At 37.3% G+C, this 1,799-nt stretch carries 2 protein-coding genes; both read right to left on the reverse strand.

Annotation, left to right across the window (positions count from 1 at the left end; genetic code table 11):
• Positions 1-418 precede the first annotated feature (418 nt).
• Positions 419-877: a hypothetical protein gene (locus CF651_RS31755; protein WP_245856237.1), complete on the reverse strand. Its 459-nt coding sequence runs from the start codon at positions 875-877 to the stop codon at positions 419-421.
• Positions 878-1,143: 266 nt separating this feature from the next.
• Positions 1,144-1,677, reverse strand: a complete 534-nt coding sequence (locus CF651_RS31760; protein ID WP_094018874.1) for a hypothetical protein — start codon at positions 1,675-1,677, stop codon at positions 1,144-1,146.
• Positions 1,678-1,799 lie beyond the last annotated feature (122 nt).

Genomic DNA, 1,799 nt, shown 5'->3' on the forward strand with positions numbered 1-1,799 from the left:
TTATTCAGCAAGCCCTAATTAACTGTATATGCGAATCTTTGTAGACTATCTTTGGACTTGATCTTGAATATTTAAAACCTCTTTTTTCATAATAGCTTCCAATCTCATCACATACTTTATGGAAAATATCATGACAAGAAGTATGTGGAGTATGATCGAATAATAATTTATTTACTTCTTTGAGTTCGCCCATAATATAATTCCCCCATTTTTTGCATGAATTTCGCCTAACGTTCTTGTATTCACGAACCCGAGAGGCTTAAGGCGCTTTAGCGCCGGGTTGCCAGACTTAGCCTCGCAGGGTTGTCTGCCTGATTCCACTTCCATGAAAAGCCTCGGGCAGACCAAGGGCCGTATGGCCCGCAGCGTGAATACGGTGTTATGTGATGCTCAGCTCTTCTTTGAGTTACTTGGAAGGTTATTCTACTATCCCATATCTTTGTTGTTTCCCCATCCAGTTACTTACTTCTCTCCAACTCACTTTCCTTGCAGCAATCCAGTTCACTTTATAATCAAGCTTTTTATTTGGATTCCAGTTCCTATCATCAGCCCAGTAGAATATTCCATTATCATATAAAAAAGTACCCTCATATATTATAGAATCATAGTTCTCAGGACTAGGCGAAATACTTAACTTTATTACCTCTTCAAATAAAAGTTCAATCGCTGACGGATTCTGCCATTGTCTTTGAAATAAAGTTCTTATACGGTTATCCAGTTTATCGCTAACTCCCATTGAATAATTAAAATCGACATAATGTTCTGTCCACAGATAAAGTTCTTTCAAACAAGCATCATGAAACCATCCGAATAAATTCATAAACTTATCTAAATCTTCTTGAGTGTTTAACGGGATCCAATCCATTCTTTCTTTCATAATAAGTTCCTCGTTTTTATGGGTTTGATGTTGGTATTAATTATTTTATATATGATTTAGCTGAGTTTCACATAACGTTCTTGTATTCACGAACCCGAGAGCCTTAAGGCGCGGCAGCGCCGGGTCCGCCAGGACTTAGGCTCGCAGGGTTGTCTGCCTGATTTCACTTCTCCGAATTATCTTCTGGCGGACTGAGGGCCGTATGGCCCGAAGCGTGAATACGGTGTTAGGTGATGTCGGACACTTCTTGGAATAACTCCATTAAATTACTGCTTTATAATCTCGTCTCTTAATAATTCACTTTTACTTGACGGTCTAAGAGCATCATTCATATTTAACCCGATTTTAGACCCTGACTTACCATTATAGAAACACCCACATGTAACACATCTCTTGACAACTGTATCTATATTTAAGTCTGTATAATACCTCAGTTCACCCTGACAAATATCGCAACATTCTTCATATGACTTATTGAATATTGTTAGACCGTTAATTATTGAAATGTAGTAATCAAAATAGTTCTTAACATCCTTCTGTTCCTTTAACTTATTAAATTTATCATTAGCTTCTCGTATCATATCTATCGATAAAGCTAATTCCTCTGGTTCAATGGAAGTTAATCTATCATTCCATTTTTTTGTCCATTCAGGGTGTACATTTTTAATATACTTTTCTATGTAATACCAAGAATCCTTAAATCCTTTAACTAAAACATGAGAATCTATTCTGGATTGTTGGCAAATCAATGTCTTGTCTAGAATTTCATTTACTTTCTTTAAATGTCCGTAGATGTTCAAGATTATCACCTAATCTTTATTTGTTTTGTCCGATTTCACCTAACGTTCTTGTATTCACGAACCCGAGAGGCTTAAGGCGCAAAGCGCCGGGTCGAAGACTTAGCCTCGCAGGGTTGTCCGCC

Origin of the sequence: Paenibacillus rigui, assembly GCF_002234615.1 — a bacterium.
Classification (GTDB): domain Bacteria; phylum Bacillota; class Bacilli; order Paenibacillales; family NBRC-103111; genus Paenibacillus_S; species Paenibacillus_S rigui.